This window comes from Rhodoferax saidenbachensis (genome assembly GCF_031457975.1).
GTDB classification, from domain to species: Bacteria; Pseudomonadota; Gammaproteobacteria; order Burkholderiales; family Burkholderiaceae_C; genus Allorhodoferax; species Allorhodoferax saidenbachensis_A.
The window spans coordinates 16,467-40,438 of the sequence record NZ_JAVDXO010000003.1; the positions used below are offsets into that span (position 1 = coordinate 16,467).

General features: G+C 64.8%; 24 protein-coding genes. 9 read left to right on the top strand and 15 right to left on the bottom strand.

Annotated elements, in window-relative coordinates; all coding sequences use genetic code 11:
• Positions 1–20: 20 nt before the first annotated feature.
• The 4 genes from J2X15_RS08070 to J2X15_RS08085 all read right to left on the bottom strand — a co-directional run bounded on the left by J2X15_RS08070 (position 21) and on the right by J2X15_RS08085 (position 5,127).
• Positions 21–554 (bottom strand): hypothetical protein, encoded by a 534-nt coding sequence (locus tag J2X15_RS08070; protein ID WP_310341291.1) that lies wholly within the window; start codon positions 552–554, stop codon positions 21–23.
• Between the two features lie 123 nt (positions 555–677).
• A complete protein-coding gene (locus J2X15_RS08075; RefSeq protein ID WP_310341293.1) occupies positions 678–2,417 on the bottom strand; it encodes a putative bifunctional diguanylate cyclase/phosphodiesterase in 1,740 nt (579 codons plus the stop codon).
• Positions 2,414–4,729: a PAS domain-containing sensor histidine kinase gene (locus J2X15_RS08080; RefSeq protein ID WP_310341295.1), complete on the bottom strand. Its 2,316-nt coding sequence runs from the start codon at positions 4,727–4,729 to the stop codon at positions 2,414–2,416. Before J2X15_RS08080 ends, J2X15_RS08075 begins: the two co-directional genes overlap by 4 nt.
• Positions 4,726–5,127 carry a response regulator gene (locus J2X15_RS08085; protein ID WP_310341296.1) on the bottom strand — a complete coding sequence of 134 codons (402 nt, stop codon included), beginning with the start codon at positions 5,125–5,127 and terminating at the stop codon, positions 4,726–4,728. The genes J2X15_RS08080 and J2X15_RS08085 overlap by 4 nt, the downstream gene beginning before the upstream one ends.
• 129 nt (positions 5,128–5,256) lie before the next feature.
• Between J2X15_RS08085 and ylqF the strand changes: the two genes are divergently transcribed.
• Genes ylqF through J2X15_RS08105 form a run of 4 tightly spaced genes read left to right on the top strand, consistent with a single transcriptional unit; the run spans position 5,257 to position 9,010 of the window.
• The gene (gene ylqF, locus J2X15_RS08090) at positions 5,257–6,234 is read left to right on the top strand and encodes a ribosome biogenesis GTPase YlqF (protein ID WP_310341298.1); all 978 of its coding nucleotides are present in this window, start codon (positions 5,257–5,259) and stop codon (positions 6,232–6,234) included.
• Between the two features lie 58 nt (positions 6,235–6,292).
• Entirely contained in the window at positions 6,293–7,006 is a 714-nt protein-coding gene (locus J2X15_RS08095; protein ID WP_310341300.1) for an SOS response-associated peptidase, read from the top strand.
• A 12-nt stretch (positions 7,007–7,018) separates the two neighbouring features.
• On the top strand, positions 7,019–8,011 hold the full coding sequence (locus tag J2X15_RS08100; RefSeq protein WP_310341303.1) for a catalase family protein: 993 nt from the start codon (positions 7,019–7,021) through the stop codon (positions 8,009–8,011).
• Between the two features lie 3 nt (positions 8,012–8,014).
• Positions 8,015–9,010 carry a hypothetical protein gene (locus J2X15_RS08105; protein ID WP_310341306.1) on the top strand — a complete coding sequence of 332 codons (996 nt, stop codon included), beginning with the start codon at positions 8,015–8,017 and terminating at the stop codon, positions 9,008–9,010.
• Positions 9,011–9,027: 17 nt separating this feature from the next.
• On the opposite strand, the gene J2X15_RS08110 is transcribed toward J2X15_RS08105, so the two are convergent.
• From J2X15_RS08110 to J2X15_RS08125, 4 genes are all read right to left on the bottom strand, one after another.
• On the bottom strand, positions 9,028–9,852 hold the full coding sequence (locus J2X15_RS08110; RefSeq protein ID WP_310341308.1) for an alpha/beta fold hydrolase: 825 nt from the start codon (positions 9,850–9,852) through the stop codon (positions 9,028–9,030).
• A gap of 44 nt (positions 9,853–9,896) precedes the next feature.
• Positions 9,897–10,946: a M48 family metallopeptidase gene (locus J2X15_RS08115; protein WP_310341310.1), complete on the bottom strand. Its 1,050-nt coding sequence runs from the start codon at positions 10,944–10,946 to the stop codon at positions 9,897–9,899.
• Positions 10,947–10,949: 3 nt separating this feature from the next.
• On the bottom strand, positions 10,950–12,155 hold the full coding sequence (locus J2X15_RS08120) for a YjgN family protein (RefSeq protein ID WP_310341312.1): 1,206 nt from the start codon (positions 12,153–12,155) through the stop codon (positions 10,950–10,952).
• 116 nt (positions 12,156–12,271) lie between these two features.
• Entirely contained in the window at positions 12,272–13,453 is a 1,182-nt protein-coding gene (locus J2X15_RS08125; RefSeq protein WP_310341314.1) for a toxin-antitoxin system YwqK family antitoxin, read from the bottom strand.
• A gap of 181 nt (positions 13,454–13,634) precedes the next feature.
• Here J2X15_RS08125 and J2X15_RS08130 point away from each other — a divergent pair, with 181 nt between their 5' ends.
• From J2X15_RS08130 to J2X15_RS08140, 3 genes are all read left to right on the top strand, one after another.
• The gene (locus J2X15_RS08130; RefSeq protein ID WP_310341316.1) at positions 13,635–14,075 is read left to right on the top strand and encodes a universal stress protein; all 441 of its coding nucleotides are present in this window, start codon (positions 13,635–13,637) and stop codon (positions 14,073–14,075) included.
• A gap of 71 nt (positions 14,076–14,146) precedes the next feature.
• Positions 14,147–14,980, top strand: coding sequence for a M90 family metallopeptidase (locus tag J2X15_RS08135; protein ID WP_310341318.1), 834 nt, complete (start codon positions 14,147–14,149; stop codon positions 14,978–14,980).
• Between the two features lie 46 nt (positions 14,981–15,026).
• Positions 15,027–15,641 (top strand): DUF6198 family protein, encoded by a 615-nt coding sequence (locus J2X15_RS08140; RefSeq protein ID WP_310341322.1) that lies wholly within the window; start codon positions 15,027–15,029, stop codon positions 15,639–15,641.
• A gap of 13 nt (positions 15,642–15,654) precedes the next feature.
• On the opposite strand, the gene J2X15_RS08145 is transcribed toward J2X15_RS08140, so the two are convergent.
• A complete protein-coding gene (locus J2X15_RS08145) occupies positions 15,655–16,821 on the bottom strand; it encodes a dipeptidase (protein ID WP_310341325.1) in 1,167 nt (388 codons plus the stop codon).
• Between the two features lie 99 nt (positions 16,822–16,920).
• On the opposite strand from J2X15_RS08145, the gene J2X15_RS08150 reads away from it, so the two are divergent.
• Complete coding sequence (locus tag J2X15_RS08150) at positions 16,921–17,361, top strand: thioredoxin family protein (protein WP_310341328.1); 441 nt, start codon at positions 16,921–16,923, stop codon at positions 17,359–17,361.
• Positions 17,362–17,372: 11 nt separating this feature from the next.
• Here the strand turns inward: J2X15_RS08150 and J2X15_RS08155 are convergent, their stop codons facing one another.
• The 6 genes from J2X15_RS08155 to J2X15_RS08180 all read right to left on the bottom strand — a co-directional run bounded on the left by J2X15_RS08155 (position 17,373) and on the right by J2X15_RS08180 (position 22,643).
• Complete coding sequence (locus J2X15_RS08155) at positions 17,373–17,993, bottom strand: thioredoxin fold domain-containing protein (protein ID WP_310341331.1); 621 nt, start codon at positions 17,991–17,993, stop codon at positions 17,373–17,375.
• A gap of 383 nt (positions 17,994–18,376) precedes the next feature.
• Positions 18,377–18,928 carry a methylated-DNA--[protein]-cysteine S-methyltransferase gene (locus tag J2X15_RS08160; protein WP_310341334.1) on the bottom strand — a complete coding sequence of 184 codons (552 nt, stop codon included), beginning with the start codon at positions 18,926–18,928 and terminating at the stop codon, positions 18,377–18,379.
• A 14-nt stretch (positions 18,929–18,942) separates the two neighbouring features.
• Positions 18,943–19,650, bottom strand: a complete 708-nt coding sequence (locus J2X15_RS08165; RefSeq protein ID WP_310341337.1) for a VOC family protein — start codon at positions 19,648–19,650, stop codon at positions 18,943–18,945.
• A gap of 33 nt (positions 19,651–19,683) precedes the next feature.
• Positions 19,684–19,932: a hypothetical protein gene (locus J2X15_RS08170; RefSeq protein ID WP_310341339.1), complete on the bottom strand. Its 249-nt coding sequence runs from the start codon at positions 19,930–19,932 to the stop codon at positions 19,684–19,686.
• Positions 19,925–22,156: a penicillin-binding protein 1C gene (gene pbpC / locus J2X15_RS08175; protein ID WP_310341343.1), complete on the bottom strand. Its 2,232-nt coding sequence runs from the start codon at positions 22,154–22,156 to the stop codon at positions 19,925–19,927. The genes J2X15_RS08170 and pbpC overlap by 8 nt, the downstream gene beginning before the upstream one ends.
• 52 nt (positions 22,157–22,208) lie before the next feature.
• Positions 22,209–22,643, bottom strand: a complete 435-nt coding sequence (locus J2X15_RS08180; protein ID WP_310341345.1) for a hypothetical protein — start codon at positions 22,641–22,643, stop codon at positions 22,209–22,211.
• Between the two features lie 204 nt (positions 22,644–22,847).
• Here J2X15_RS08180 and J2X15_RS08185 point away from each other — a divergent pair, with 204 nt between their 5' ends.
• Entirely contained in the window at positions 22,848–23,951 is a 1,104-nt protein-coding gene (locus tag J2X15_RS08185) for an NADH:flavin oxidoreductase (protein WP_310341348.1), read from the top strand.
• The last annotated feature ends 21 nt before the right edge of the window (positions 23,952–23,972 follow it).

The following is a 23,972-nucleotide window of genomic DNA, read 5'->3' on the forward strand; positions in this document are numbered from 1 at the left end:
CGACTTCCGCGGTCGCTGAATTAAGCGGCTTTGCGGGCGCGTGTGGCTGTCTTGGCCACGGTGCGCTTGACAGCAGCCACTTTGGCCTTGGTCTTGGAGCCGGCGATCTTGCTCACCAGTGCGCCACTCTTGGCTTCGATCTTGGACGCCACGTTGTTCACGGCCACCGCTGCGGGCACAGCGGCCACGGCGATGGTGTTCAACGTGGTCAAACCGGTGGACTTTTCAAAGCGGCTGGCGTTGGCAGCCACTTGTTCCAGGCCCTTGCCGGCCAGTTCCACAGCCTTGTTCACGGCGGTGTCGGCGCTGTCAGAGGTCAGCGTCACGCCATGGGCGTACAGCGAGGTGACTTTCTTCTGGGCGGCCAGGGCATTGGTGCGCACTTCGGCGCTGATGCGGTTGCCAGCCTTCTTGACGGCGGCGGCCCAGGACTGGTCCACATAACCCACGGCGCGGGCGTTGCCCACCCGATAGGCGTTGATCACGTTCTTGGCGGTGTTGCCGTAGGACTCGATCAGTTCGGTGGTCACGGTGGACAGCTTTTTATTGGCCATGGAAAACTCCTGCAAGGTAGGTTGAATAGGAAACACTGCCTTGCATTCTCCAAAGGCCGCCTAGTGAAGGCACCTTAAATCCCGTGTCTATCCTAGAGCCAGCTGCCTAAGTTGCGCAGTCCTTCAGCCTGCAGCGTGGCCGCTCAGCCAGCCTGCCACGTCTGCGCCCGGCATGGGTTTGCCGTGGAGATAGCCCTGGATTTCCTCGCAGCCCATGTCCTGCAGCAAGGTGTGTTGGGCCTGGGTTTCTACGCCCTCGGCAATCACGCTGAGGCCCAGGCTGTGCGCCAGCGAGATGATGGCCTGCGCAATCACCTGGTCGTCGCGGTCGGTACAGATCTGGCGCACAAACGACTGGTCGATCTTCAGCACGTCCAGCGGAAAGCGCTTGAGATAGGCCAGGCTGGAATAGCCGGTGCCAAAGTCGTCAATCGCCAGTTTCAGGCCCATGCCCTTGAAGCGGCGCAGCAGCTCCAGTGTGTGGTGCAGGTCCAGCATGGCCGTGCCTTCGGTGATCTCCAGCTCCAGCTGCTCTGCGGGCAGGCCCGAGTTTTCCAGCGCCGCCTCCACGTGGCGGAACAGCTGCGGGTCACCAAACTGGCGCAACGACAGGTTCACGGCCACGCGCAGTGGCGCTGCACCGGCGGGCCGCAGGGCTTGCCAGGCCACGGCCTGTTGGCAGGCCTGCTGCAGCATCCAGGCGCCCATGCCGACGATCTGGCCGTTCTCCTCGGCAATGGGAATGAACTTGGCGGGCGACACCAGGCCCAGCGTGGGGTGCCGCCAGCGCATTAGCGCCTCAAAACCCTTGACCGCACCCCCCTGGGCCAGCACCTGGGGCTGGAAGAAGGCGGCCAGCTCTTGCCGGTCCACCGCGCGGTGCAGGTCGTTGTGCAAGCGAAAGGCCGAGCTCAGGTCGGGCGCCGCGCTGGCGTCGTGCACAGCGATGTGCTGGCCGGGTTGCGCACGCGCGGCGGCCAGTGCCAGGTCCAGCCGCGCCAGCACCACCTCGGGCCGGTCGTCGGTAGCAATCTGCGTGCACACGGCCACCGAGATGGTGGGGAAGTGTTCGTCACCGTCCACGGATACAGGCTGCGCCATGGCGCCCAGCAGGTGGTTGGCGATGACGGAGTGCGACAAGCCCTCGGGCCAGCGCGGGGCCAGCACAGCCAGCCGGTCGTCACCCAGCCGCGCCAGCACGCAGCGCCCGGCTTGGGCCATGGGGGCCGCCTGGCTCAGCACCGCCAAGCGCCGTGCCAGCGCGCCCACGCAGGCGTCCAGCGGGCCGGCGCCCAGCACCTGGGCCATCTGCGCGAGGTTGTCTAGCCCCACCACCAGCAGCACCAGTGCCTCCTGCGGCTCTGGCGGGGCGCTCAGCGCATCGTTGAGCAGCAGCAGAAAGTGCGCGCGGTTGGGCAGGTCAGTGGCTGGGTCGTAGTGCAGCAGGTGGTGGGCTTGCTCCACCCGGCGCTGGCTGGCCACCTGTTGGGCCGCGGCCTTGTCCAGTTGCGCTTGGATGCAGGTCAGCAGCTCATCGCGCTGGAAGGGTTTGGTCAGGTAGTCATCGGCGCCCAGGTTCATGCCCTGGCGCACATCGCCGCGGTCTGCCTTGGCGGTCAGCAGCACGATGGGTGTGTGCGCCACGGCGGCATCGGCGCGCAGGGCACGCACCAACTCGTGGCCGGTCATCTCGGGCATCATCACGTCGCTGAGCACCATGTCGGGCTGGTGGGTGCGGATCAGCTCCAGCGCCTCACGCCCATTGGGCGCGGCGAATACGGTGAAGCCTTCCATGCGCAGCAGCAGGCTCAGGTTGTTGCGGATATCGGTTTCGTCTTCCGCAATCACAATCCTTGCGCTCATGCGGTGGCCCCTTCGGTGCCGCTGGCATAGGCCAGGCGCACGGTGAAGCTGGTGCCTTGGCCCGCTGCACTGGCCACGTGGATGCTGCCACCGTGCAAGTCCACCGAGTTTTTGACGATGGCCAGGCCCAGGCCGGTGCCTTGAATCTCACCCACATTGCTGGCGCGGTGGAAGGACTCGAACAGGTGTGGGATTTCTTCGGTGGGAATGCCGATGCCCTGGTCGGACACCTGCATCACCACCTGGTCCGCCTCGCGCCACATGCTGAAACGCACCTCGCCTCCCTGGGGCGAGTACTTCATGGCGTTGGACAGCAGGTTGCCAAAGATATGGCCCAAGAGCTTCTCGTCGTACAGGCCGGTGGCGGGCTGTACCTCAAAGTCGGTGACCAGGGTGCAGCGGCAGTCGGGGTGCTGGGTCTTGGCATCTTCCACCAGGGTGTGGCCCAGGGCTACCAGGTCCAGCAGCGTGGGTTTGAATTCCAGCATCTGGGCTTCGGCCTTGCCCAGCAGCAGCACGCGGTCCAGCATGCGCGTCATGCGCTGCACGCCATTCTCGATGGTCTGGATCACGTCGATCTTGTCAGCCGCTGGCATGCGGTCACCGTAGTACTTCAACAGTTCGGCCGACGACAAAATGGTGGCCAGCGGCGTGCGGAATTCGTGGCTGGTCATGGCCACGAAGCGGCTGCGCAGTTCGTTGAGTTCTTTTTGCTGCTCCAGCGCGAAGCGCGTGCTTTGCTCGGCCTTGATGCGCTCGGTGATGTCCAGCAGCGTCCAGATCACGCCCGAGTCGGGGTCGGCGGCGCGCACGCGGCTGCCCGCCATCTGCACCCAAAACACCTCGCCGTTGCGCCGCTTGAGCTGGCGTTCGTTGGAGAAGCTGCCGGTGGCCTGCAGGGCCACGCGTTGCTCTTCGCCCCAGCGCGCCCAGGCTTCCAGGTCGGTGTGCACCAGGGCGGTGGACTGGCCCAGCAGTTCTTCGCGGGTGTAGCCCACCATCTCGGCGTATTTGTCGTTCACCCACTGGTGCTTGCGGTCCACCGACAGCACGATGCCGACCAGCGCGCTGTGCAGGATGGCTTCACGCTCAGACGACGTGCGCTGCAGGTCCACCTCGGCCTGCTTGCGCTCGGTGATGTCAGAGAAAAAGGTCAGTGTGCCCGGCGCGCCGTCCCAGGGCACCACGGTCACGCCAATGTCGATCCACCGCACCACGTTGTCGGGCAGCAGCAGGCGGATCTCGTAGCGGTTGGGCACCTCTTCGCCCGCCAGGCGGCGTTGGCGCCGGTCGTCCACCATGGCGCGGTCGTCGGGGTGGATGCGGTGCAGATAGCCTTCGCGCAGCATGTCCTCGCGCGTCATCTGTACCAGCTCGGCGGCGCGGTGGTTGGCAAACACAAAGCGACCATCCTGCACCACCAGCATGCCTTCGCCCGAGTGCTCGATCACCGCGCGGTAGCGCTCTTCCGACCGTTGCAAGGCCTCGGCGATTTGCTTGCTCTCGGTGATTTCCGAGAAGAAAGTCAGCGTGGCCATGCCGCCTTCCCAGGCCACCGGCGTGGGGCGGATGTTGAGCCAGCGCACCACGCCATCGTGGCCAATGTGGCGCGCCTCGTAATGGCGGGCAATCTCTTGGCCGCTGGCCAGTCGCTGGCGTAGTTCCAGCACATCGGCCTGGTCGTCGGGGTGGATCCATTCCACCGGGTCGGAGCCAATGATTTCCTCGTTGGGCACACGCAGGATCTGGCTGGCCTGCTGGTTGGCAAACACGATGCGGTTGTACTGCGCCACAAACATGCCTTCGCCCAGGTGTTCCACCACCGAACGGTAGCGCTCCTCGGAGTTGCGCAGCGACTCCTGGGCCTTGTGGCGCTCGGTCACGTCGCGGATGGAGGCGCCAAAGCCCTGGCCACGCTCGTTGTTGATGCTCCAGATCGAGAGTTCGATGGGAAATTCGTGGCCGTCCTTGTGTAGCGCTGCAATCTCGATGATGCGGTTCAGCACCTGGGCGTGGCCGGTCTTCAGAAAGCGGCGCATGCCGTTTTCATGGGCTTCGCGGAAGCGGTGCGGAATGACGAGCTCGGACATGCGCCGGCCCAGGGCCTCGTCGCGTGTCCAGCCCAGCACGCGCTCGGCGCCGGGGTTCCAGTCGGTCACAAAACCCTCGGTGTCCATGCCCAAGATCGAATCAGGCGCTGATCCCAGCAGGCCCTGCAGATGGCTTTCGCTCGCCTGCAGTTGGCGCAGGGTTTCGCTCAGCACCTCGGGGGTCAGCGGCGTGCCGCTGTCAGGGGTTTGGGGCAGGCTCATGGGTTGGGTACCGGTGGAAGGCCCAGCGCGTGGTGCACGCGCTGCTCCAGCAGTGCTGCAGTAAAGGGCTTGAGGATGAAGTCGGTCACGCCGCCGTCAATCGCGCTTTTGACAAAACTCTGCGCGTTTTCGCCGGTAATCATGATGAAGGGCAGCAGGGCGTAGGCGGGTTCCTGGCGCACCCGCTCCAGCAGCTCGCGCCCGGACATCTTGGGCATGTTCCAGTCGCACAGCACCAGGTCAAACGACTGCGCCTGGATCAGTCGCCAGGCCTCTTCGCCATTGCGTGCCAGCGTGATGTTGGTGAACCCCATGGCGCCGAGCAAGCGGCGCACGATGTTGCGCATCTCTTCCATGTCTTCCACCAGCAGCAGGCTGGCGCTTAAAAGTGAATTCACGTGCGGACGCCCCCTGATTCCTCTTGTTCGGCAAAGTGTAGCCTGCTCCCCTGGGCGGTGGAATGCGGGCTTGCCCCCAATCTGCCCGACAATCCTGCCCTGACTATTACCTACAGAAAGAACGCGCGCATGGCCATTCAGTGGTTCCCAGGGCATATGCACCTGACCCGCAAGGCGATCCAGGAGCGCATCAAGGCGATTGATGTGGTGATCGAGCTGCTGGACGCCCGCCTGCCCGGCTCCAGCGCCAACCCCATGCTGGCCGAGATGACGGCCGGCAAGCCCTCGCTCAAAGTGCTCAACAAGCAAGACCTGGCCGACCCGGCCTGCACGGCCCTGTGGCTGGCCCACTACAACGCCATGCCCGGCGTGCGCGCGCTCCCCTTGGACGCGAGCATGACCACGCCCGCCCGCGCGCTGGTGGCCGCCTGCCACGAACTGGCCCCCAACCGTGGCGGCATGGCCAAGCCCATGCGGGTGCTGATCTGCGGCATTCCCAACGTGGGCAAGTCCACCCTGATCAACACCCTGAAGGGCAAGCGCGCCGCCAAGACGGGCGACGAGGCCGGCGTGACCAAGCTGGAGCAGCGCATCACGATTGCCGACGACTTTTACCTCTATGACACGCCGGGCGTGCTGTGGCCGCGCATCATCGTGGCCAAGAGCGGCTACAACCTGGCCGCCAGCGGCGCCATCGGCAAGAACGCGTTTGACGAAGAAGAAGTGGCGCTGGAGTTGCTGGACTACCTGCGCCAGCACTACGCCAAAGAGGTGGAGGCACGCTACAAGATCACGGGGGTGGCCGCGCTTGCCGACGAGGCGTTGCTGGAGGCCGTGGGCCGCAAGCGTGGCGCCCTGCAAAGCGGCGGCAAGATCAACCTGCAAAAGGCGGCCGAAATCGTCATCCATGACTTCCGCGCCGCCGTGCTGGGCCGTATCAGCCTGGAGACGCCCGAGGAATTCGCCCAGTGGCTGGCCGCCGGCCAGAAGTTGGACGCCGAGCGCCAGCTGAAGAAAGACGCCATTGAGCTGGACCGCCAGATCCGCTTCAAGAAGATTCCCCGGCCACCGCGTGCGCCCGACGTTCCGGAAGAGGGTGAAGGCTAAATCGGCCTCTAGCCCCCGTAGAATATGCGCCAATAGCTCCTGAATTTGTAGCAAACCCATGTGCATCAACTTCCAGCCCGCTGCCAACCCGGCCTTTCTGGCCGAGCGCCTGGGCCCGCTGGAACCACCCGTGGGGCAGTGGCCGCAGGATATTTACCCCGGCTACGTAGCGCCCGTGGCAGTGCGCTGCCGCAGCCAGGGCGCCAGTGCCGCCGCGCTGCGTCTGGCCCAGTTTGGCCTGGTGCCGCACTGGTGTGCCGACGCCGCGCAGGCGCGCGACATCAGCCGCAAGACCTACAACGCACGCAGCGAGACGGCAGCCAGCAAGCCCAGCTTTCGCAGCGCCTGGGCGGCCGGCCAGTGGGTGCTGGTGCCTATGGAATGCTTTTTTGAACCCTGCTGGGAAGACGCGCCCGCCCATGGCGGCCGCCCCACGCGCTGGCGCATAGGCCGCGCCGACGGCCAGCCCTTTGCGGTGGCCGGCCTGTGGGACCGCTGGACTGATCCCGCCTCGGGCGCGCAGGCGGGCAGCTTCACGGTGCTCACCGTCAACGCCGATGGCCACACGGTCACCGGCCGCATGCACCGCCCCGACGAGGAAAAGCGCATGCCCGTGATCGTGCCGCCCGCGCACTACGCCGACTGGCTGAACGCCAGCCCGGCGCAGGCCCTGGACCTGATGCGCGCCGCGCCCGCCAGCGAGTTGACGGCTGCGCCCGCACCACTGAACCCCGACACCCCCGCCCCACCGCAAACCCTGCCGCTTTTTTAGGAAAGGCCTTCCATGCCCCAGTCCCTCACGCCCAGCACCGATTGGAAAGAACAGATCGCGCCCGACGAGGACCAGCTCTACGCGGGGTATGGCAAACAGTTTGCCGAACTGCAGGCGCGCAAGTCCAAGAAATACGGCAACGGCCGCGCGCTGCACCGCAAGCAACTGGTCGCTGCGCAAGGGCAACTGGAGGTGCTGGGGGGCTTGCCTGCGTTTGCGCAGCAAGGCCTGTTTGCCAAGGCCGCCAGCTACCCCGTGTGGGTACGCCTGTCCAACGGCGGCATGGACCATGCCAGCGACCGCAAGCCCGACATTCGCGGCTTCTCGTTCCGGGTCATGGGTGTGCAGGGCGAGTCGGCCCTGGGTGGCCCGTGCAAGAGCCAGGACTTTGCGCTGATCAACCAGGAGGTGTTCGCCTTCCCCCAAAGCGGCGAGTTCGTCGACTTTGTGGTGGCAGCATCCAAAGGCGGCGGTGCCTTGATCAAGCACCTGTTCGCGCGCTACGGTTTGCTAGGCGGGCCCGCGCGACTGGTGCAAACCATCAAGACCTTTGCCAAGCCGTTTTCCGGCTTTGCCGCGCAAACCATGTTCAGCGCCGCTCCCATCGCCTGTGGGCCCTATGCGGTGCGCGTGCGCCTGGTACCCGCCGCGGCCAATGGTGCGGGTGTGCAAGGCACGCAGGACGATTGGGGCGCCGAGTTTTCCGGCCGGCTCAAGCAGAAGGCCTTGCAATGGGACCTGCAGCTGCAGCCCTATGTGAACGAGGCGCTGACGCCGATCGAAGACGCCTCCGTTAACTGGCCCACGCCCTACACCACGGTGGCCCGCCTCACGTTGCCCGCGCAAGACACGGGCAGTGCCGCAGCCCAGGCGTTTGCCAAGGAGGCCGAGGCTGCGGTGTTCGATCCCTGGCAGGCCATGGCCGCCCACCGCCCGCTGGGCGATGTGATGCGCGCGCGCAAGGCCGTGTACTTTGTCAGTCAACAAGGCCGCGGCGCGGTTTAGCCTATGTATACCGAAGATGATTTGCTGTCGGCCGTGCAAGCGGGTGCCCTGAGTGCGGATGCGGCCGATGCGCTGCGCAGCCATGCCGCCAGCCGCCGCGCCACCCCCGTGGTGGACGAGGAACACTTTCGGCTGGTGACCGGGTTCAACGATATTTTTGTAGTGATCGCCTGCGTGCTGATGCTGGTCTCGGTAGCCTGGATCGGCAATGCGGCAGCCCATTGGGTCGGCAGTCTGGCGGTGGCCGCATGTGCCTGGGGCTTGGCCGAATTCTTTGTGCGCAAGCGCCACATGGCCTTGCCTGCCATCGTGTTGCTGGTGGCGTTTGTGGGTGGCCTGTTCACCTCCATATTTAGCGTTGCCGGCGACGGACAGGGTCTTATGGTGGCTGCCGGCGCCTTGTTGGCAGCCGTCGGCGCGTGGCTGCATTGGCAGCGGTTTCATGTCCCCATTACGGTGGCCGCAGGCTGTGCGGCTTTGGTCGGCGCAGTGTGGGCATTGCTGCTGAAATCTTTCCCGACACTTTTTTCCTGGATGTCGCTGGTGATTCTGGTGGGCGGTGTTGTCGTGTTTATCGTGGCATTGCGCTGGGATGCCAGCGACACCCAGCGCAGGACCCGCCGGGCCGATGTGGCGTTCTGGCTGCATCTACTGGCCGCGCCGCTTCTGGTGCACCCGCTGTTTGCCATGCTGTCGCTCGCGGGGGACACCATTGCGCTGTGGCAGGCCCTCGTCGTGTTGCTGGCTTATGGGGCCATCGCCGCGGTGTCCTTGGTGATCGACCGGCGCGCACTCATGGTGTCCGCTCTGGGCTATGTGCTCTACACCTTCAGCGCCTTGCTCAAGCAGTATGGCAATGTGGGCCTGGGCTTTGCCATCACGGCGCTGGCGTTGGGTGCGGCCTTGCTGTTGTTGTCTGCGTTCTGGCACCGCACGCGCAGTGCTTTGCTGCGCAAAGTGCCCCTGGCCGTGCAGCGCTACATCGCGCCGTTGCAGTAAAGGCCTGCCGCCTCAGCTTAGCCGGCTGTTGGCGGCGCAGTCACCAGCCAGGCCAGCACCTGGGCTTGCAGGGCCTGGGCGCGGTCCACCATCACCCAGTGGCCGCAGGCGTACTCCTGCACCGCGCTGCCCGGCGTATTGCCCAGCGTTTGCAGCCATTCGGGCGAGTGGAACATGAAGGGCTTGCGCGCGCCATAGGCATACAGCGTGGGGCATTGCAGCCGCACCGGTGCGGTGCGGCGCAGCCCACCCGCTACGCCCAGCCAGGCCATGGCGTAGGGCGTGTTCATGTGCCAGCCGATGTCGGCCTGCGGTGTGGGGCAGCGCATGGCGCGTGCCATTCTGCGCGTCATGCCGTTGGCCAGACCCGTAGCACCCAGCGTGCCCAGGCCCCAGGCCAGCGCCAGCCAGAGCTGGTAGCCCAGAATCTGCATTTTTTGCCCACCCGTGAGCGACCGCAGGAATGCCTTGCTGTTGTGGTCGCCAATGTCGATACCGACGATGCGCGCCACGCGCTGCGGGTGACGTGCAGCCAGTTCGTAGCCGAAGATGCAGCCCCAGTCGTGCAGCATCAGCGTCACGGGCTGGCCCGGGCTGACGGCATCGACGATGGCCAGCAGCTGCGCCGTCATCTGGGCCAGCGAGCGTGTGGCACCCGTCGGTGGAGTCTCAAAGCCGGGCAGGGTGAAGCGCACACAACGGTAGTGCGGTGCCAGTGCCGCCACCATGCCGTCCCACAGGCGGTAGGTGTCGGGCCAGCCATGGATCATCACGATGGTCTGCGGGCCGGTGCCTTCTACCCATACTTCGGTGCCGCGGACCTGGAGTGTGCTGGATGTCATGGTGGATTCCTCGCTATCAAAAAAGGAGCTTATCGCGCATATTCCTAAAGGGCTGCAGCCCGAAAGAATGCCACGCGTGCGGCGTCGGAGGGGTGGGAGGAGAAGGCAATGCCCAGCCACGAATCATCCGTGCCGCGCTTGTCGGTTTCCTTCTCGCTGTCCTTGTCGGGGTGGCGCTTGGCTTCCAGTCTGTCAAATAGCGTGACCATGAGTGCGGGAGACAACTGGGCGGCTTTGAGGAAGCGCACCGCATGCACATCGGCTTCGTGTTCGGCCTGGCGTGAATAGGCAGCCTGGCCCATGAGTACGGGCACGGCGGCCAGCAGCGAGCTGAAGTCACCCCACACCAATGCCCCCAGACTGCCCAGCACGCCGGCCTGCACCACCATGCGTATGCCGTGGCGGTGCTGCACGTGGCCCAGTTCGTGGGCCAGCACCGCAGTCAGTACGGCCGCATCGCCGTCCACCAGCTTCACCATCTCGTCGGTCAGCAGAATGGTGCCACCCGGCAGGGCCAGGGCGTTGGCGCCAATGCGTTCGCCATGGCGGAACTCCAGTTTCCAGGCCGGCACGCTGCCGACGGGCTGGTGCGCCACAGCCTGTGCGAAGGCGTCTCGCACGCGTTGCTGTTCGGACAGAGGCAGCTGGGTTGGCGACATGAGTCCGTCCAGCGCCTGCAGTGTGGAGTCGCCAATGGCTGCGTCCACGCTCTGCGGCGTGACCGCCACCACGGCTTTCGCCACCAGTGGCAAGCCCCATTGCTGCAACCCCACCACCAACGCCATGAGCACCGCCACACTGCCAGCCACCCAACGCCAGTTTTGCTGCATCTTCACGACGATGGATTCGTGCAGGCCCTGGGCCTGGGCCCAGGTGTCCCAGGCCACGCTGTCTTCGGTTTGCACCAGGCCGCCGCTGGCCAAATGCGCCACGCGCATGCCGTGGCGTGTGCGCTCGGGCCAGTCCACCGACTGCGCGGGCACGCTCAGAGCAAAGCCTTGGCCGTCGATGTGAAGTTGGCCCGCCACCACGCGAATACGCACCGGGTGCGCGCGGCCGTTCTGGCCATCAAAGTAGGTGGCGTCCAGCTCCATGCTTTACAGGCCTACGTCCAGGCCAAAGAAATCGCCGGCCGCATCGCCCACGGCTTCCACGTTGGATGCCTGGGCATCGGCCACCAGCAGTGCGGGGTCGATGCGGGTTTTGACGGTGACCGCCTCCAGCCGTAGGCGGGTCAGTGCGACCATGGCGAACGGCCAGTACAGGCCCAGCGTGATCACGATCAGGAAGGTGTTCTTCAGCGTCAGCCACAGCAGGGACTTGAAACTGAGGATGCTGACAAAGCGCAGCTGCACATTGCCGGTTTGGGTCCACACCAGGTTTTGCAGGCGTGAGGTGGCGTAGGGTTGAATGCAGACCATGGCTACGACCATGAACAACCAGCCTACGGCAAATGCGATGATCAAGACCGCAGCGCCAGCGTCGTCATGGAACCCACCATAGCCCATGCCAAAGCCCAACGCACCCACGACGACCGCAGGAAGTGCGGTGACGAGCAGGACTACGCCCACTATTTTTAGGGCCAGCACGTAAAACGAACCTACGCTGGCTTTGAACGTGGTTTGCAGATTGCCCAGTGCGTAATGGTTGTGCTGGTACTGTTTGATGTTCCAGAAAAGCCAGGGCGCGACCAGCAGGGCGCTGAGCCCCACAATGCCCGCCACCAGCAGGTAGCTCTGGGAATTGCTGACTTCGTCCACGCCCACGGCACGGGCACCCATCAGCACCAGGCCGGGGATGAAGATGGGCAACATGGCCCGGTACGCACCGGCCAGCGAGCCACGGAAGCTGAAGCGCAGCCCGCGCCAGCTGGTGTTGGCCAGGCGGAACTGGATGGACGACTTGAACAGTGCAGGCCACATCAGGGCCACCACGATCAGCGCGACGAAGCCGGCCATGGCCGAGAACTTGCCCGCCACCGAATACAGCGCGAACAGCACACACACCAGCAGATAACCCTTGAACATCTTCAACGGCTTGCCGTGAAAGCCCAGAGGCTGGTCGTCCACCAGCGTGTTGCTCATGAAGTAGCGCAGCTTGCGCGCGCGTGCCCAAGGCAGGTACAGCGTCAGCGTGACGATGGTGAGCAGCAGGTTGACGATCCAGATACGGAAATACTCACTGCCCGAACCGGTGAAGCGCAGACGCAGCAGGTTGGTGGAAGGTGGCGCGGCCACCAGGGTGTCTTGGGCGTCCAGTGCATCGATAGCATCAGGCGCGTCCGGGTCGTTGTGTTGTGTCATGGGAATCCTCCTTGAATGTGAATGGGGCCTGTGGCGGCCCTCTGTTTTTCAGGGAGGATCATATAGCGGGCCAAGGCCGAACCGGCGCCGTTGCGAGCCAGAAACGGGGCGTGCTGCTAGCGGGCGTAGGCTTTGCGGGATCCGTCCTCAAACAGCTCGTCGTCGCTGAGCAGCTTGCCGGTCTCGTCCCACAAACGCTGGCGCTTCACGTTGCCCTTGTCGTCGTAGTGCTCTTCCAGTTCGAGCTTGCCGCTGTCAAAGAACGACTTGTGCACGCCCACGGCGCGCTCGCCGTAGCGGCCGTCCAGCGCATAGCGGCCCTGGGCGCGTAGCAAACCCTTGTCGGAGAAGCGCTGGGTGTCACGCAACTCGGTGTTGCCCTCCTGCGTGTAGACGTCTTTGCTCTGGGGTTGGCCGTTCAGGTAGAAGCGGGCCTCGCTGGCCAGGCGGCTGCGCTTGCGCCCGCCCACGTCCACCAGCGTGTACAGGCGCTCGCGCACCAGGGTGCCACTGGCGTGGTATTCGGATTCGCGCAGCAGCGCGGCGGGCTTTTCGGCCTCGGTCCACAGCTTCTCTCGGCGCTTGCTGCCGTCGTCCGCAAAGAAGCGCTCGATGCGGTTGCTGCCCTGGCGTTCTTCTTCCTCTTGCGGCTTGCCGTTGCTGTAGAAGCTGGTGGCTTTCTGCACCACACCCGCCAGCAGGGTCTGGGTGCTGCGCACCGTGCCTTCGGTGCTGTAGGTGGACACGGTGCTGGGTTTGCCACCAAAGCCACACAACGCGGCATCGTCCACGTGCGGGGCCAGTAGCGGCTTGGGGCCGCAGCGCAGTCCGGCCAGCTGTTTGCTGGGGGTGTACTGCACCGAGGCGCCTTCGCGCTCGTTCTCGGCCACCCAGTCCACGCGCTTGAGCGTGCCATCGTCGTACCAGGCACGGCGCAGGCCGCGGGCGTTGCCGTTCACATTGGTGAACTCCAGTACCAGCCGGCCGTTGGCGGCCCATTCGCGCTCCAGGCCCTCGTGTGGGCCGTTGGCGGTGATGGTGAATTCCTTGTAGAGCTGGCCCTTGCGGAAGTAGCGCGACAGGCCCACGGAGTCGCCGTTGCGCAGTTCGTACTCGCGCTCAATCTCGCCAGTGTCGCGGTCCTTGCAGCGCAGCAGGCCGTTCAGTCCTTTGGTTTCGTTGCCATTGTCGGGGTTGACGGATTTGCCGTTGAATTCGCAGTCTTGCACGGCCAGCGCCAGGGCGCCATGGGTCAGAAGGGCGGTCATCAGCAGGCCGCGCAGAAGGGCGTTTCTCATATTGACGATTAGTAACAAAAAAGGGCTCCGGCCTGCACGCTATGTGCGACAGCCGCTATACAAAAAGTAGTAAATAGCTAGGGTGAGCGTGTCTCTTGCTTCGCTGACCCAGATCAAAGACTGTAGCGCAGCCGGGTTGCAGCATGGAGGCTTGTTTCAACCCTTACCTAGCGAGACTCTTATGTTCAAACACATTCTTTTGGCGACAGATGGATCGAAGACTTCTGCCCATGCCGCCGCGTTGGCGGTAGACCTGGCCCGCATCCATGGCGCCAAGCTGACCGCGCTGTACGTGGCCGACCCTTACCCGTATATGGGCGTGGGAGAGCTCAATCCCATGGGGCTGCAGACCTATGTTGCGGCGGGCCAGCAACATGCCGCCCAGGCCCACGCGCAGGTGGATGCGCTGTGCCAGAGCGGCGGCGCACCGGTGGCGCTACAGGCCCGCCTGGTGGAAGACGCCACGGCTGTGAATGGCATTGTGGAAACGGCGCAGACTGAGGGGGCGGACCTTATCGTGATTGGCTCGCACGGCCGCTCCGGCGTGGCGCGCCTGGTGCTGGGCAGTGTGGCCACCAAAGTGGTGGCGCAGAGCCCTGTGCCTGTGCTGGTGGCGCGCTAAGCACCTGCGCTTGAAAAAGGCCAGGGGGCCTCCAGTTACAGTGCCTGACCAACGCCTGTGATCGGAGCCCCGTGGCCTTTTTTGTGACTTGCGTTGCCGCACTCTTGTTGGTGGCGGGCCTGCTGGGCTACCCACGCTGGCAGCGCTGGCGCCGCAGCCGTGTGCAGCAGCAGCCGTTTCCGCCGCACTGGCGCAAGGTGCTGCGCCGCCGCGTGCCACTGGTGGCGCGCCTGCCGGTGGACCTGCAGCTGCAGCTGAAAAAGCACATGCAGGTGTTTGTGGCCGAGAAAACCTTCATTGGCTGCGCCGGCCTGCAGGTGACCGAGGACATGCGCGTGGTGGTGGCCGCGCAGGCCTGCCTGCTGCTGCTCAACCGCCCGGGTGCGGCCAGCTACTTTCCGCAGGTGCGCCAGATATTGATGTACCCCGGCCCCTTTGTGGTCAACCGCAGCCACACCGATGCTGCTGGTGTGCAGCAGGAGCAACGCCAGGCGCTGGCGGGTGAGTCGTGGTCGCAGGGGCAAGTCATTTTGTCGTGGCAGGACGTGCTGGAAGGTGCAGCCACGCCCGACGATGGCCGCAACGTGGTGATCCACGAATTTGCCCACCAGCTGGACCAGGAAAACGGCCAAGCCATTGGCGCACCGCTGCCCGCCTGGGGCGATGCCCAGCACAACGCCAGGCGCTGGAAGCAGGTGTTCTCTGAGGCTTATGAGCACTTGCGTGGACAGGCCTTCATGCACGAGCAGGGCCTGCTGAACCACTATGGGGCACAAGACCCGGCCGAGTTTTTTGCCGTGGTGACCGAGGTATTTTTTGAGCAGGGCCGTGCGCTGGCTGCCGAGTACCCGGCGCTGTACGCCGAGCTGTGCGGGTACTTCAAGGTCGACCCCGCCGCTTGGTGAGCACCTGGGGCATGGAGCGCGGCACAATGCTTGCTCCATGTCTGACATGAACACCCTCACCACCCCGGTACACACGCACACGCTGTTTGAAGACGCGCAGGCCATCTTCACCGGCACGCTGTTCGTCAGCCTGGCGCTGATCCTGTTTGGCCAGGCGGGCCTGTTGACCGGTGGCACGGCGGGCGTGGCCTTTGTTCTGCACTACGCCACGGGCGTGAGCCTGGGCAAGCTGTTCTTCCTCATCAACCTGCCGTTCTATTGGTTTGCCTGGCGGCGCATGGGGCGCGAGTTCACGCTCAAGACCTTTGTGGCCATTACCTTTCTGTCGGCCATGGCGGAGTGGTCACCACGCCTGTTTGCCATTGATCGGCTGCACCCGGCCTACGCGGCGGTGCTGGGTGGCTTGCTGCTGGGTTCGGGTTGTCTGTTTCTGGCGCGGCACCGCGCCAGCCTGGGCGGCGCCACCATCGTCTCGCTGTACCTGCAGCAGTCGCGCGGCTGGCGCGCCGGCATGGTGCAAATGGGCATGGATTGCACCATCGTGTTGCTGGCCCTGACCGTGGTGGACCCGGTGCGTGTGGCCTATTCGGTGTTGGCTGCGGTGGTGATGAACCTGTTCATCGCCGTCAACCACCGGCCTGGGCGCTACGCGGTCTTGTAGCACCAGTTTCCATTTACCTGGCAGGCAACTGGGTCTGCAGCAGGCGCAGCACATTACTGCCCATGAGATCGGTCACATCGTTCTCTGAGAATCCTGCCTCCAGCAGGCCCTGGGTAATGAGCACCAATCCCGTGGTGTCGAACGCGGTTTTGGTGGCGCCGTCAAAGTCCGAGCCCAAGGCCACATGCTTCACGCCGGCCAGGTTCACGGCATAGCGGATGGCCTTGACGATGGCCGCCGTGTCCAGCCCGCAGACCGCGCCCTCAAAGTAGCCAATGCCGATGACACCGCCTGTTGCGGCAATGGCCTTGATGTGGGCGTCGCTGAGGTTGCGCGGGCCGGGGCAGGTGCCTTGCACACCGGTGTGTGACACCAGCACGGGGCGCTTGGTCATGGCCAACACATCGTTGATTACCTTGGGCGAGGCATGGGCCAGGTCCACCAGCATGCTTTTCTCTTGCAGTCGGGCCACTACCTGCTTGCCAAACGGTGTCAGTCCACCTTTTTCCAAGCCGTGGGCCGAGCCCCCCACTTCGTTGTCGAAGAAATGGGTAAGGCCCATGATGCGAAAGCCCGCGTCATACAGGGTGTCGATGTTGTCGAGCTTGCCTTCCAGCGGGTGCAGGCCCTCGGTGGCCAGCACGGCGATGAGCTTGCCGCTGGCGGGCGCTGCACCTTGGGTGAGCGTTGCCAGTTCTGTCTGGCTGCGCACCACCTGCATGGCGCCCTGGCTGGCTGCCGCTGCCTGGTGCAGCTTCTGGCTTTGGTACAGCGCCCGCTGTAGCAGGCTGCTCCAAGTGGCCACCGGCCAGCGCTGGGCCATCACCAGCGCGTTGAGGCTGTCGGTATCGCCCGCGTTGCGCTCGAAGTTCAGGCCCTTGGGTGTCTTGGTCACCGTACTGAAGACCTGCAGGCTGACCTTGCCCTCCCGCAGCCGGGGCAAGTCGGTGTGGCCGTAGCTATAGCGGGTGAGCAGATCGCGCGACCAGAGCAGCGCGTCGTCGTGCAGGTCGGCCACGAACAGGCTGTTGTGCAACGCGGTGGCGCGCGCACTGGCGCTGTAGGGTGCGGCCAGGGCTACGCCGTTCATGCGCTGATCCACGATGCGGGGCAGGGTGAAGAACACGCCGGCGCCAACGACGGTCAGCGCAGCCACAGTGAGGAATAGTTGGCGTTTCATGGGATCTCCGTATTTTTCTTCTTGAGTATGGCTGCTTGCGTGCGTACACTCGCGGCTCCAGATAAGAACAAACCCACTGGATTAGACAGGGAGTGGACCATGAAAAATACTAAACCAGGGCTGGGCTTCGCCCTCTTGGCTGGCTGTTTGGTTGGGGCTTGCGCCCTGGCCCAAGCCACAGAAACTGCACCCGCTAATGTGTTGCCTCTGTTTGCCCCTACCCGCGTAGAGGCCCATCTGGCCAAAACTCCGGGCCTGGTGGTGGTGCAACTCACTTCGTTTGAAACCACCTGCTCCTTCTGCATCCGCGGCAACCCCACCTACGAGGCGCTGGCCAAGGACAGCGGGGCTGCGGCCCAATTCATTCGCGTGGTCTACCGCCCTTGGACGGGCGTGGGCCAGGACCCGTTTGCCAAGGCCCTGGGTGTGGGGGGGCTGCCCGTGTTCCTGACGTACCAGGACGGCAAGCTGCTGCGCCGCCACGACGGCATCGGCACGCAGGCCGAGCTGCAAAGGGATTTGCTCGAAGGCCTGAACTAGGCGCGCGTAGCCTAGTTGGCACCGAGGAAGGCGGCCAGTGCCGCGGTGTCCATGGCGCCGGTGTTGCTGACCACGGTGCCTGTCTTGCTGTTTTTTGCCACCACATAGGGGACCGACTCCACCGCCAGGCTGTTGAATAGCACGGTGTTGGCCTTGATGGTGGCTTCCAGCTCGGGCGCCACGCTGGCGGGCAGCGGCGCGCCGCCCGTGCCGGCGAGGATGGAGGCCTCATGTGCTGACATGAATTCGGCCGGACTGCTGGCGCTCAGGATGGCGGCGCCCTGCGGCGCGCTCTTGCCGTTCAGAAACGACACCGGGACCCACACAAATTTCACCTTGCCCAGCAGCGGCTGCGCGGCCTGCCACAGGTGGCCGCAGTGCGGGCACTGGGGATCAAACAGCACATACACCGGGTTGGCGCTCATTAATGCACCCACGGTGAAGCCCTTGCCCTCGGCCGCAATCTTGTCGTAGGCCTGTGCCGGAGCCATGCCGCTGGCGGCGGCTTTGGCGGGGGCCGCGTCTTGTTGGGAACAGGCCGCCAGGCCTAGCCCCAGGGCGGCTGCCAGGGGCAGGGCCACGAGCTTGCGGCGGGACAGGTGGGCGGTGGGGTGGACGGTGGTGTGGTGCATAGGGTGGCGGTAAAAGAAATCAACCAATATGGAGTGTGCCCGGGCGCAGAAGGTTCCCCAGGTGGTCATTTCGCAGGCACGGCCTGCAAACCCAGCATTGGCGCGGGTTTTATGGCTTGTGAACATAGTTATCCACAAAGTGGCGCACAGTCTGGGTGGGTAACTCGGGGCCGTGTGAACAGGGTTTCGTCAGATACATGAATTCATCACAATCGATACCACAAATTTTTTCTCCATTGGCAAATATGCCAACTATTTGCGGCGCTGCATCATGAAGTGCCTAATATTTGGGCGTCGTGTTGGAAGCCCCATCTGGTGCGGCTCCCGGCAGTTGTGCGGTGGGTTATCCACAACGTGGCCCACATGAACACGGGGTAAGTTTTTTAGTCGTCAAACAGGCCCGGCCCGCCAAACCGGGCCCGCTCGGTCAGCAGCATGCGCAGTTTGGTGGACACGCCGCCAGGGGCAGAAAAACCGCCCGCACCACTTTGCGCCGCCAGGATGCGGTGGCAGGGCACCACCGGGGCAAACGGGTTGGCGCCCAGGGCTTGGCCCACGGCGCGGGCCGCGCCGGGCTCGCCCAGCAGGCGGGCCAGTTCACCATAGGTCAAGGTCTCACCCGGGGGAATGCGCCGCGCCAACTCATACACGCGCTGGTGGAACGGTGGCACACCGGTCATGTCAAGCGGCAAGTGGGACAGATCGGTGGGCTCGGTCGGGTGGCCCTCCAGCAGGGCCACGATGGCGGCGATGGCGATTTGTACGTCGGGAGGCGGGGGTGCCTCCGCGCAACCCGGGAAGCGCTTTGCCATGCGGGCCCGGGTGGCGGCTTCGTCCGCTTCGGGCAGCTGCACCCCGGTTAGCCCATGTGCACCCCAGGCAATGCCACAGCAGCCCAGAGGCGTGGGGAACACGGCGTAGGCGAGGGTGGGCATGGACGCGGAGGTTGTTAGATGCCCTGGCTTTGCAGCGTGACCAGACCCTTGGGGGTTTTCAACGTGGCGGTCAGGTTGGCCGGGCCGGTGGTGATATCGATGCCGGTGAGGCCCATGGCGTCATAGGCGGCCTGTAGCTTGGCGGCGGTGGGGTGGGTGATGGCGATGCTCTGCAGCGCCACGCCCGAGCGTGGCAGGCTGTTGCGCGGGTGCAGGCGCAGGGGCTCGGCGTCGTCCGGCTTGCCCCACTGGATGAGGCTGGGCAGTGCGCCGTTGAACAGGCGCTGCCCGTCTTCGCGCACGGTGATTTGCCACTGCAGCAGCCCGCGGCGGGAATGCCGGCTGGCGGGCATGGCCGGGCCGCGGTCAATCTCTTGCGCCTTCAGTGCGGCGCGCGCGGTGCGGATGTCGTCGGTGTTGGCCACAAAGTGCACCAGGCGTGGCTCGGTGGCCACGGCGGCTTGCAGGGCGGCATCGTCCAGGTCAAACCAGCGGCGGGTGGGTGCGTTGGCCGGGCGCTTGGCGCCGGGGTCGATGGCAATGATTTCAAAGTAGGCCAGCGGGTGGCCAGGCGTGGCGATTTTGAAGAGGCGGTTGTGGGTGCCGTACTGCGGGTGCTCGCCGCCTGGGGCCGGGGTGATGCCCAGCATGGCTTCGCACCACGCCACGCCTTGTTCCAACGACGCGGCTGCGACTACCAGATGATCGATTTGTGTTTTCATGGTTTGACCATACCACCTCGTCCCCAGACTATTTCAGTTCCACTTGAGGTAGACCCAGGCCGTGAGGATGAGCCCTATGCCCCACAGCAGCCAGGTTTCTGACGCGGCGTAGGGGTAGAGCATCAGGGCGATACCGGTCCAGACCAGCACCGGCTGCGTGGTCTTGCGGCCACGCCGAAACGCGATGTAGCCCACGATGCCAAACAGCAGTGCGCCCGCCAGGTAAGCCGGGCTGGGAAGCACCAGGCCCATGGATTCAAGCGCCTTCAGTTCTTCATTCATGCCGCATTCTCACTCCGGCGCCACGTACTTCCAAGCGTACTTCGTCCAGCACCTGGCCCTTGGCATCAGCAATCTGCACCACGTGCCGCCCCGGCCACAGGGCCCACTGCGCGCTGTTGCCTTTGGCCAGCGGCTTGCCGTCCATGAGCCAGCGCAGGTTGCTGCCTTCGGCCTGCAGCGTCAGGCGCTGGCGGTTGGGCGGAATGTCGGGGTCCAGCGCGATGATGGTGCCCGTGGTGGGCGCGGTGATGCGGGCGGTGGGCGCAGCGCCATTCTTTAAGCCTTTTTGGCCTCTAGCCCCCGTAGCCATTGCGCGAGCAGCTCCTGAATCCATAGCAAACGCTGCCTGCTGTGTACCGTCCACAAACCACTCGGTGCGCGCGGCCTCCAGGTTGGACGCGCTGTCGGCGCTGGCAAACTGCACGGGCTTTTGCACTACGCCTGCGGGTGGCTTGGGCGCGCGGCTGGGCTGTTTGGCGTGCAGGAAATTCATCACCGCGGCCCAGATGGGCGCTGCGCCCGTGGTGCCGCTCACGTCCCACATGGGCGCGCCGCTGGCGTTGCCCACCCACACGCCCACGGTGTAGCGCTGCGAGTAACCCAGCGCCCAGTTGTCGCGCATGTCTTTGCTGGTGCCGGTTTTCACGGCGGTCCAGAAGCGCGTGGCCAGCACGCTGTCGGTACCAAAGGTGCGGGCGCGTGCCAGCGGGTCGCTGAGGATGTCGCCCACGATGAACGCAGCGCGCGGGTCCAGTGCCTGGATGGCAGGCGCTGCTTTGCCGGGCAACAGCGTGGTGGGGCTGGTGCGTCCGCCATTGGCCAGCGCGCGGTAGGCGTTGGTCAGGTTCAGCAGCGAGACCTCGGCACTGCCCAGCGCCAGGCTGTAGCCGTAGTAGTCGCCACTCTCTTTGAGCGGCAGACCAAGGCGCACCAGCTGTTTCTGGAACGCATCGGGCGACACCATGACCAGCGTGCGCACCGCCGGCACGTTCAGCGACGCACCCAGCGCCGTGCGCGCCGACACCCAGCCCTTGAAATGCCGATCGTAGTTCTGCGGAATGTAGAGGCCGCCTGTGGTCTGGATCTGCGTGGCCGAATCCTCCAGGAGCGAGGCGGCGGTGATGCGCCGCTCGGCAATGGCCTGCGCGTAGAGGAAGGGTTTGAGTGTGGAGCCGGGCTGGCGCAGCGCAGTGACCGCATCCACATCGGCCGCGTTGCTCAGCGGCCCACTGGAGCCGACCCACGCCAGCACCTCGCCGGTGGCGTTGTCTAGCACCAGCAGGGCTGCGTCTTCCACATGGCGGCCCGCCAGTTCGCGCACATGGGTTTGCAGGGTCTGCACGGCAAAGCGTTGCAGCGGCGCGCGCAGCGTGGTGGTGATGCGGTGGGCGTTGTTGGCACTGGACCGGGCCAACTGGCTGGCCACGTGTGGCGCAATACCCTCGCTGGCCGCGTAGTCGCGCCGCTGCAGCGCGCCGGCCACAAACAGGTCCATGGCGTCGCAATTGGCCGCGCCCGCGGGCTCCAGCGTTTTCATCACGCTGCAGGCGCGCTGCACTACTTGCGGCTCTTTGGCGTTGGGCGCGCGCACCAGGGCGGCGGCCACGGCGGCCTCGCGGTTGTCCAGGCCGTGGGCGGCCTTGCCAAACAGCGTCTGGCTCAGCGCGTCTATGCCCACCAGCTCGCCGCGAAACGGCACCAGGTTCAGGTAGGCCTCCAGAATTTGGTCTTTGCGCCAGCCGCGCTCCAGGCTTTGGGCCGAGAAGGTTTGGCCCAGCTTCTGCACCACACTGCGCCCACCACTGCTGCGCTTCAGGTCCTCGTCCATCAGACCCGCCAGCTGCATGGTGATGGTGGAGGCGCCGCGCGTCTTGGTGTTCCACAAATTGCCCCAGGCCGCGGCGGACACGGCACGCCAGTCCACCCCGCTGTGCTCGTAAAAGCGCTTGTCCTCCGACAGCACCAGCGCCGTGCGCAGGGCAGGGGATACATCGGCCAGCGCCACCCACTGCCCGCGTCGCACCGTGGCATCGGTGCGCAGGCGGTGCAGCAGTTCGCCGTGGCGGTCCAGAATCAGTGTGTCGGAAGACTGGTAGTCGGCCTTTACTTCGTTAAAAGTGGCTGCAGCCCCCGTGGAATATGTGCAAGCAGCTAGCAAAAAAATAGCAACACGCTGCAGGAACGTGTTGCTATTCGGGGGCGCATGTCTGTGACGATGGCCCATTGGCAGTGCTTGCACCACAGGCGTACCGTGTAAGTGCAAGCTGCTGGTCCAGTTATTGAGAGATGTGCATGTCGTAAGTGGCGCCGTTGGCGAAAAGGCAGGTTCCCGTGCCCAGCTGCGCACTGCTCATGGTGTAAGTGCACTTGACGTAGCTTCCGCGGTTGCCCGCAGCGTTGGCCGTGCCTTTGTTGGAGCCGGGTGGGCGTGTCGCTTCACCAGAAAAGCTCTCATTGGCCAAAATAAATGCAAACTCGCCGTGGCCCCGTTCCGGGTTGCTGATAGTTCCAGATACACGTCCCAGTGCGGCGGCGTTGTCATTGGTGGGATACAGGCGGGCGGTGTACACCGGACGCACTGCAGCCTGTGCTGTCGCGGGTTGCTGCTGGTTGTTGGCTGTGCCGGGCGCAGGGTACATCGGCGTTACAACACAACCGGTCAGCAGGGCGCTAGCGGCCAGCACGGTGGAGAGAGCGGTGACTTTGAACATGCTTGAGTTTTTCATTGCTACTTTGGTGTCCCGTAAAGAGTTGTAGACATCAGCGGGTGTGTTTCTCATTGCTATCCCTGTATCCCGCTGACCGCCGCATATTAACAAGCATGAACGCCTGTAGCCTTGGTGACCCTGCAGCCCCATGGGTTGGGCGCGTCCCCGTAAACTGGTTTTTCCTGCAACTTATTCATCCCCGCCTGTATGTCCCACGCCGCTCCGCTGTTCCAACCCTTCACGTTCAAGGGCCTCAAACTCGCCAACCGCATTGTCATGGCTCCCATGACCCGTTCGTTCTCGCCCGGTGGTGTGCCCACCAAAGAGGTTAGCGAGTATTACCGCAAGCGCGCCGCATCGGCCGTCGGCCTCATCGTGTCTGAGGGCACGGTGGTGCAACGCCCGTCGGCCGCCAACGACCCTGATGTGCCGCACTTCTGGGGCGATGCAGCCCTGGCCGGCTGGCAAGACGTGATCAATAACGTGCACAGCGCTGGTGGCGTGATGGCGCCGCAGCTCTGGCATGTGGGCGCCGCACGCAACCCGCGCACCACCTGGACGGCGCCGTCGCCCATCGATTCGCCCTCCGGCCTGTCGCGCCCCGGCAAGCAGTTTGGTGAACCCATGACCGACTCGGCCATTGCCGACACCATTGCCGCCTTTGCCAAGGCCGCCGGCGCGGCCAAGCGCCTGGGCTTTGACTGCATCGAACTGCATGGCGCCCACGGTTACCTGATCGACCAGTTCTTCTGGGACGGCACCAACCAGCGCGACGACCGCTTTGGCGGCAGCGACTTGGTGGCACGCGGCCGCTTTGCAGCCGACATTCTGAAAGCCGTGCGTGCGGAAGTGGGGCCCGACTACCCGGTCATCATTCGCCTGTCGCAATGGAAGCAACAGGACTACAGCGTGCGCATGGCGCAAACGCCCGACGAGATGGCCGCCTGGCTGCAGCCCCTGGCCGACGCGGGCGCCGACATCTTCCATTGCTCGCAACGCCGCTTCTGGGAACCCGAGTTTGATGGCTCGGACCTGAACTTTGCCGGCTGGGCCAAGAAGCTCACCGGCCGCCCCACCATCACCGTGGGCTCGGTCGGCCTGAGTGGCGAATTCATCGCCGCCTTTGGTGGCGAAAGCTCCAAGCCCGCATCGCTGGACGAACTGCTGCGCCGCTTTGACCGCGGGGATTTCGACCTGGTGGCCGTGGGCCGCGCACTCATCAGCGACCCGGACTGGGCGCTAAAGGTGCGCGATGGCCGCATGGCCGAGCTGTCAGACTTTTCGCCAGCGGCGTTGGCGAGTTTGGTGTAATCCGTAGCTGCACAGAAAGAA

Coding starts and splice junctions, on each gene's coding strand:
- J2X15_RS08070 (WP_310341291.1), bottom strand. CDS start 554: ATGGCCAATAAAAAGCTGTCCACCGTGACCACCGAACTGATCGAGTCC.
- J2X15_RS08075 (WP_310341293.1), bottom strand. CDS start 2,417: ATGAGCGCAAGGATTGTGATTGCGGAAGACGAAACCGATATCCGCAAC.
- J2X15_RS08080 (WP_310341295.1), bottom strand. CDS start 4,729: ATGAGCCTGCCCCAAACCCCTGACAGCGGCACGCCGCTGACCCCCGAG.
- ylqF (WP_310341298.1), top strand. CDS start 5,257: ATGGCCATTCAGTGGTTCCCAGGGCATATGCACCTGACCCGCAAGGCG.
- J2X15_RS08095 (WP_310341300.1), top strand. CDS start 6,293: ATGTGCATCAACTTCCAGCCCGCTGCCAACCCGGCCTTTCTGGCCGAG.
- J2X15_RS08100 (WP_310341303.1), top strand. CDS start 7,019: ATGCCCCAGTCCCTCACGCCCAGCACCGATTGGAAAGAACAGATCGCG.
- J2X15_RS08105 (WP_310341306.1), top strand. CDS start 8,015: ATGTATACCGAAGATGATTTGCTGTCGGCCGTGCAAGCGGGTGCCCTG.
- J2X15_RS08110 (WP_310341308.1), bottom strand. CDS start 9,852: ATGACATCCAGCACACTCCAGGTCCGCGGCACCGAAGTATGGGTAGAA.
- J2X15_RS08115 (WP_310341310.1), bottom strand. CDS start 10,946: ATGGAGCTGGACGCCACCTACTTTGATGGCCAGAACGGCCGCGCGCAC.
- J2X15_RS08120 (WP_310341312.1), bottom strand. CDS start 12,155: ATGACACAACACAACGACCCGGACGCGCCTGATGCTATCGATGCACTG.
- J2X15_RS08125 (WP_310341314.1), bottom strand. CDS start 13,453: ATGAGAAACGCCCTTCTGCGCGGCCTGCTGATGACCGCCCTTCTGACC.
- J2X15_RS08130 (WP_310341316.1), top strand. CDS start 13,635: ATGTTCAAACACATTCTTTTGGCGACAGATGGATCGAAGACTTCTGCC.
- J2X15_RS08140 (WP_310341322.1), top strand. CDS start 15,027: ATGAACACCCTCACCACCCCGGTACACACGCACACGCTGTTTGAAGAC.
- J2X15_RS08145 (WP_310341325.1), bottom strand. CDS start 16,821: ATGAAACGCCAACTATTCCTCACTGTGGCTGCGCTGACCGTCGTTGGC.
- J2X15_RS08150 (WP_310341328.1), top strand. CDS start 16,921: ATGAAAAATACTAAACCAGGGCTGGGCTTCGCCCTCTTGGCTGGCTGT.
- J2X15_RS08155 (WP_310341331.1), bottom strand. CDS start 17,993: ATGCACCACACCACCGTCCACCCCACCGCCCACCTGTCCCGCCGCAAG.
- J2X15_RS08160 (WP_310341334.1), bottom strand. CDS start 18,928: ATGCCCACCCTCGCCTACGCCGTGTTCCCCACGCCTCTGGGCTGCTGT.
- J2X15_RS08165 (WP_310341337.1), bottom strand. CDS start 19,650: ATGAAAACACAAATCGATCATCTGGTAGTCGCAGCCGCGTCGTTGGAA.
- J2X15_RS08170 (WP_310341339.1), bottom strand. CDS start 19,932: ATGAATGAAGAACTGAAGGCGCTTGAATCCATGGGCCTGGTGCTTCCC.
- pbpC (WP_310341343.1), bottom strand. CDS start 22,156: ATGGGCCATCGTCACAGACATGCGCCCCCGAATAGCAACACGTTCCTG.
- J2X15_RS08180 (WP_310341345.1), bottom strand. CDS start 22,643: ATGTTCAAAGTCACCGCTCTCTCCACCGTGCTGGCCGCTAGCGCCCTG.
- J2X15_RS08185 (WP_310341348.1), top strand. CDS start 22,848: ATGTCCCACGCCGCTCCGCTGTTCCAACCCTTCACGTTCAAGGGCCTC.